The sequence below is a fragment of the Limnohabitans sp. genome (assembly GCF_040401135.1).
Taxonomy (GTDB): domain Bacteria; phylum Pseudomonadota; class Gammaproteobacteria; order Burkholderiales; family Burkholderiaceae_C; genus Limnohabitans.
The window spans coordinates 1-5,619 of sequence record NZ_JBBAOV010000056.1; the positions used below are offsets into that span (position 1 = coordinate 1).

Annotated in this window: 8 protein-coding genes; 6 read left to right on the forward strand and 2 right to left on the reverse strand. The window is 57.0% G+C overall.

What is annotated here, in order from left to right:
* Both ABWP81_RS11360 and ABWP81_RS11365 read right to left on the reverse strand, forming a co-directional pair.
* Positions 1-647: trimeric intracellular cation channel family protein (locus tag ABWP81_RS11360; protein ID WP_353132132.1), on the reverse strand; the 647-nt coding region annotated here is incomplete at its 3' end.
* Between the two features lie 13 nt (positions 648-660).
* Positions 661-1,401, reverse strand: coding sequence for an ABC transporter substrate-binding protein (locus ABWP81_RS11365; RefSeq protein WP_353141865.1), 741 nt, complete (start codon positions 1,399-1,401; stop codon positions 661-663).
* A gap of 53 nt (positions 1,402-1,454) precedes the next feature.
* Between ABWP81_RS11365 and queE the strand changes: the two genes are divergently transcribed.
* Genes queE through ABWP81_RS11395 form a run of 6 tightly spaced genes read left to right on the forward strand, consistent with a single transcriptional unit; the run spans position 1,455 to position 5,581 of the window.
* The gene (gene queE / locus ABWP81_RS11370) at positions 1,455-2,090 is read left to right on the forward strand and encodes a 7-carboxy-7-deazaguanine synthase (protein WP_353141866.1); all 636 of its coding nucleotides are present in this window, start codon (positions 1,455-1,457) and stop codon (positions 2,088-2,090) included.
* Entirely contained in the window at positions 2,087-2,458 is a 372-nt protein-coding gene (locus ABWP81_RS11375; RefSeq protein WP_353141868.1) for a 6-carboxytetrahydropterin synthase, read from the forward strand. Before queE ends, ABWP81_RS11375 begins: the two co-directional genes overlap by 4 nt.
* A 2-nt stretch (positions 2,459-2,460) precedes the next feature.
* Positions 2,461-3,156, forward strand: coding sequence for a haloacid dehalogenase type II (locus ABWP81_RS11380; RefSeq protein ID WP_353132140.1), 696 nt, complete (start codon positions 2,461-2,463; stop codon positions 3,154-3,156).
* The gene (locus tag ABWP81_RS11385) at positions 3,156-3,560 is read left to right on the forward strand and encodes an RNA-binding S4 domain-containing protein (RefSeq protein ID WP_353141870.1); all 405 of its coding nucleotides are present in this window, start codon (positions 3,156-3,158) and stop codon (positions 3,558-3,560) included. Before ABWP81_RS11380 ends, ABWP81_RS11385 begins: the two co-directional genes overlap by 1 nt.
* 27 nt (positions 3,561-3,587) lie before the next feature.
* Entirely contained in the window at positions 3,588-4,298 is a 711-nt protein-coding gene (locus tag ABWP81_RS11390) for a YebC/PmpR family DNA-binding transcriptional regulator (RefSeq protein ID WP_353141871.1), read from the forward strand.
* 8 nt (positions 4,299-4,306) lie between these two features.
* Positions 4,307-5,581 carry an Hsp70 family protein gene (locus ABWP81_RS11395; protein ID WP_353141872.1) on the forward strand — a complete coding sequence of 425 codons (1,275 nt, stop codon included), beginning with the start codon at positions 4,307-4,309 and terminating at the stop codon, positions 5,579-5,581.
* Positions 5,582-5,619: the final 38 nt, after the last annotated feature.

Below are 5,619 nucleotides of genomic sequence, written 5' to 3' on the forward strand. Positions count from 1 at the left end.
TAACCTTCAATCTTCCAAGTCGGCAACCGCCACTCAAACTGCAGCGCCGCAAGGCGCAGCAGCGTGACAGTGGCAGCGCCAATGGCCACCACCGCATTGGGATCGAAACCCAAGAAGTGCAACACCACCACCACCCACCCACCGGCAAATGCGCAAACAGCGTAGGGGTGATGGTCATGAAAGGCGGTGGGAATTTCGTTGCACACAATGTCGCGCAACACGCCGCCAAACGTAGCGGTGATGACCCCCATCAACACGGCGATGAGCGCAGGCATTTGCATGCCAAGTGCGATTTGTGTGCCGCTGGCTGCAAAAAGCCCCAAGCCCAAAGCATCGGGCCACTGCATAGATTTTTCAGTGGGTTTGAAGTGCTTGGCACGCATCAGCGCCATGGCTGCAATGCACAGCGCCAACACGGTCCACAAGTACCAAGACTGCTCAATCCAAAACAAGGGACGACGGTCTAGCAATACGTCGCGCATCGTGCCTCCACCAAAGGCGGCCACACTGGCCACGGCACACACACCCACGGCATCGAGCTTTTTGCGGGCGGCTTCCATCACACCTGACAAGGCGAAAGCCACCGTGCCTGCCACCTCAATACCCGTGTGCACCCCTGACAGGGTTTGCGTCGTCAAGACGTCCATCTGCTCAATCCTTTTAGCCCGCCAAAGGAGCAAGTGTCGCACCTTCAATTCGGTGCTTGGTCATGGCTTGCGCCACCACGCCTGTGGCTTTCATGTCTTCCACAAACTGGTGCAAATAGGCCGCAGCTTCTTGGCCACGGGTCTTGGGCAAGCCCATCGCTTGCGAAATCACCATGAAGTGTCCGGGCAACATGCGCAGACCCGGAATTCGCGGCAACTTAGCTTCTAGCTGGGGCTTTACGCCCGCGGCCACATCGTGGCCATGCTCTAAAAAGAAACTCACCACTTCGGGGGAGGTAGGGCTACGCACCAGTTGCGCATGTTTAATTTCGCGGCTCAGGTACAAATCGTAAGCACTGCCCTTGCCCACCACCACGGTGTGTTGGGCTTGATCGACCTGCTCATTGCTTTGCAGCGGCGAATCTTGCTTGACCATGTAGCCACCTTCAATCAACACATAGGGCGCGGTGAATGCAATGGCCGCACCTCGTAGCGGGTCGATGGCAAAAAAGCCCACATCGGCGGTTTCGCCCGACACGGCCTCGACCGATTTGCTGGCAGCCTCAAAAACCACCAGTTTCAGAGGCACACCTAGACGCTGGGCCAGTTGAGTGGCCATGTCAATCGACACGCCCTCGGGCTCGCCCGTCTCGGGGTGGCGGCTGGCAAGAATGGGGTTGCCCACGTTGATAGCGACGCGCAGTTCGCCCGTGGGTGCGAAGGTGTTTGCAAGGGATTGGGCGGTGTGTTTCATACCTCAATTTATCCACAAAAAGGTGACACGTAACTTGCTGCGAAAATACGGCCATGACATACAGCGTGAAAGAAATGTTTTACACCTTGCAAGGTGAAGGCGCCAATGCAGGGCAACCCGCCGTGTTTTGCCGTTTTGCCGGCTGCAACCTGTGGAGCGGCCGCGAGGAAGACCGCAGCTCGGCCATTTGCCAATTCTGCGACACCGACTTTGTGGGCACCGATGGCACGCACGGTGGCAAGTTTGACAGCGCCCAAGCCTTGGCCGCAGCCATTGCCAGCTTTTGGCCAGCCAGTGACACCCAACACCGCTTTGTGGTGCTGACGGGTGGCGAGCCCTTGCTGCAAGTGGACGAGGCTTTGGTCGATGCCCTTCACGCGCATGGCTTTACCATCGCTGTGGAAACCAATGGCACTGTATTGCCGCCCAAGGGCATTGACTGGCTGTGCATGAGCCCCAAGGCTGGTAGCCAGCGTGTGGTGGAAACTGGCCAAGAGCTCAAGTTGGTGTTTCCGCAAGTGGGTGCTGAGCCCGCGCTGTATGAATCATTGAATTTTGAAAATTTCTATTTGCAACCCATGGATGGGCCTAATGCAGCCGCCAACACCGCTGCAGCAGTGGCCTTTTGCCAATCGCACCCGCGCTGGCGTTTGAGCGTGCAAACCCACAAGTTGATTGGCATCCGATGACCTACGAACTTAGCCAGCGCTTCTACTTTGAAGCCGCCCACACCTTGCGCCGCAAAATTGATGCAGAGGGCAGCCTGCGCATCCACGGCCACACCTACCACGCTGAGGTAACCATTGCAGGCAAGCCTGACCCCGAGACGGGCATGATGATGGATCTCGGTTTTTTACGCCAAGAAGTCGACAAAGTGCGCGAGAAGCTCGACCACCATTTTCTTGACGAAGTAGCTGGCCTAGGCCCCGCCACCCTAGAGAACCTGTGCGCCTTCATCTACCACGACCTCAAAGACAGCTTACCCAACATCCACCGCATCAAGATTGAGCGCCCTGCCAGCGGCGACACTTGCTGCTTGTTGCCGAACGAAAAATAAATATGTCTATCCAAACCGTTGTGTTCGATGCCTATGGCACTTTGTTTGATGTGTATTCCGTCGGGGCATTGGCCGAGCAACTCTACCCAGGTCAAGGCGCTGCCATTTCGGTGCTGTGGCGCGACAAGCAGATTGACTACACGCGACTCATCACGATGTCTGACCCGCACCGTGCAGAAGGCAGCCGCTTCTACCAATCGTTTTGGGACATCACGCGCAGCGCTTTGCTCTACACCCTAGAGCGTTTCAAACTCGACGCCAAGCCCGAACACGTTGATGCCTTGATGGACCAATACGCCAAGCTCACCCCTTTCGCTGAAAACTTAGGCGTGTTGCAAAGCCTGAAAGAGCGCGGCATCACCACCGCCATTTTGTCGAACGGCAGCCCAGACATGCTCAGCACGGCCGTGTCGAGTGCAGGCATGGTTGACTTGATTGACCACGTCATTTCGGTAGACCCTATTCGCCTTTTTAAAACCTCTCCCGAGTCCTATGCCTTGGTGCAAAAAACCATCCCCGGTGAGAAGCAAGACATTTTGTTTGTATCCAGCAACGCTTGGGACGCTTTGGGCGCCACGTGGTTTGGCTTCAACACCTTGTGGGTGAACCGACAACATTTACCCTTTGAGACCATCGGGCTCCGACCCAGCTACACAGGCCACGATCTGACACGCGTGTTGGACGTGTTCAACCACTGATGAACAGCCTGCGTATCGACAAGTGGCTGTGGGCCGCACGCTTTTACAAAACACGCAGCCTCGCATGTGATGAAGTCACTAAGCACCGCGTGCAAATCAACGGCCAAGACGTCAAGCCTGCACGCGAAGTGAAGGTGGGCGACACCCTGACCGTGCGCCAAGGCAATATCAGCAAGACGATCGTGGTCAAAGGTATCAGCGCCGCACGCGGCCCTGCGCCCGTGGCGCAACTGCTGTACGAAGAAACTGCCGACAGCATGGCCTTGCGCGCAAAACTTGCCGAACACAACCGCATGGCTGCAGAGCCCGCACACAGCATTGAGCACGGCCGCCCCACCAAGCGTGACCGCCGTCAAATCACACATGCATGGGACCAGCGTTGGAGCGCGAGTGCCGACAACTAACCACACCAAAAATAAAGGACCACACACATGGGCGCTCAATGGAAAGCCAAAGGCAAAGACTTAGCCGCCAACGCCAAGGGCCGCATTTTTAGCAAGCTGGCCAAGGACATCATGGTGGCCGCGCGCAACGGCGCAGACCCAACCGCCAACGCACGCCTGCGCATGGTGATGGAACAAGCCCGCAAGGTGTCGATGCCCAAAGACACGCTGGACCGCGCCATCAAAAAAGGTGCGGGCCTGACCGGTGAATCGGTGCAGTTTGAACGTGTGATTTACGAAGGCTACGCCCCGCACCAAGTGGCGGTGATGGTGGAGTGTTTGACGGATAACGTCAACCGCACAGCGCCTGAAATGCGTGTGCTGTTTCGCAAAGGTCAGCTTGGCACATCGGGCTCTGTATCTTGGGACTTTGACCACATTGGCTTGATTGAAGCCGAACCCATCGCCCCAGATGCAGACGCCGAAATGGCGGCGATCGAAGCAGGTGCACAAGACTTTGAAGCGGGCGACGACGGCAGCTCGGTGTTCATCACCGACCCAGCCGACCTCGACCTGGTGAGCCGCGCCCTGCCTGCGCATGGCTTCAATGTGCTATCGGCCAAGCTGGGATACAAGCCCAAAAATCCTGTGGATCCCGCCAACCTGAGTGCTGAAGCCTTGGAAGAAGTTGAAGCTTTTCTTTCTGCGATTGACGACAACGACGATGTGCAAAACGTTTATGTGGGGCTGGTAAGTTAAGTTCTTTCATGACCGCATCCACACAAAGCGCCCAAGCTGTTTCTGGCATGTTGGGCATTGATTTCGGCACGTCCAACTCCGCCATTGCATGGGCTACGCCGCAGGGCGTTGCTCAACTCATCCCGCTAGAAGGCGAGGCACTGGCCATGCCCACGGCCGTGTTTTATAACGCCGAAGAAGGCAGCACGCACTTTGGCCGCGAGGCCATCACGCATTACCTAGAAGGCACCGAGGGCCGCTTGATGCGCTCGCTCAAAAGCCTGCTGGGCAGCCCGCTGCTGATGGAGACCACGCTCATCAACAACCAGCTGGTGAACTTCTCAGACATCATCACCACCTACTTGGCAGCCCTACGCGAACGCGCCGCGCGACACTTGGGCGCTGCACCCACGCGCGTGGTAGTGGGCCGCCCCGTTCACTTTGTAGACGACGATGCAGCGCGTGACGCACAAGCTGAAAGCTCGTTACGTCAAGCGGCTGAAAGCGTGGGCTTTAAAGACATCGCGTTTCAATTCGAGCCCATCGCTGCCGCGCTGGACTATGAGCGTCGCCTCACGCACGAAACCACCGTGCTGGTGGCCGACATTGGCGGCGGCACCTCCGACTTCACGGTGGTGCGCTTGGGCCCAGCGCTGATGCACAAGGCCAACCGTGCCGACGATGTGCTGGCCACCACCGGTGTACACATTGGCGGTACCGACTTTGACCAAAAGCTCAGCCTCGGCCAAGTGATGCCTTTGCTGGGTTATGGCCACTTAGGCACTGACAGTCGCGAAGTGCCCAACCGCGTGTTCTTTGATTTGTCCACTTGGCATTTGATCAATTGGCAGTACCAACCCAAAGCCATGGCACAAGCCAAAGCCCTGCAAGTGAATTACGCCGATGTGCAATTGCACGACCGCTTGATGCGCGTGCTTAACGAGCGCTACGGTCACCATATGTCGCACGATGTAGAGCAAGCCAAAATTTATTGCTCTCAAACCGACGGTGACACACCTATTGATTTGTCGTACATCGAGGCAGGTTTGTTTGCATCGCTGGAAGCGACAGACCTACAAACACACTTAACACCGCTGTTGGCCAGCACCGTGGCATGTGCCCGCGAATGTGTGCAACGCGCAGGGCTTACACATGGCAAGCCTGACGCCATTTACCTCACGGGCGGATCATCGGCGCTACGCACGTTTCAAGAGGCGCTGCAAACTGAGTTTGCAGGCGTGCCATTGGTGGAAGGTGATTTTTTTGGTGGTGTGGCGTCGGGGCTGGTTTATAGCCGTCAATAAAGAGCACAGGTCCGTCACCCTCCGTGCAACAAAAAAGG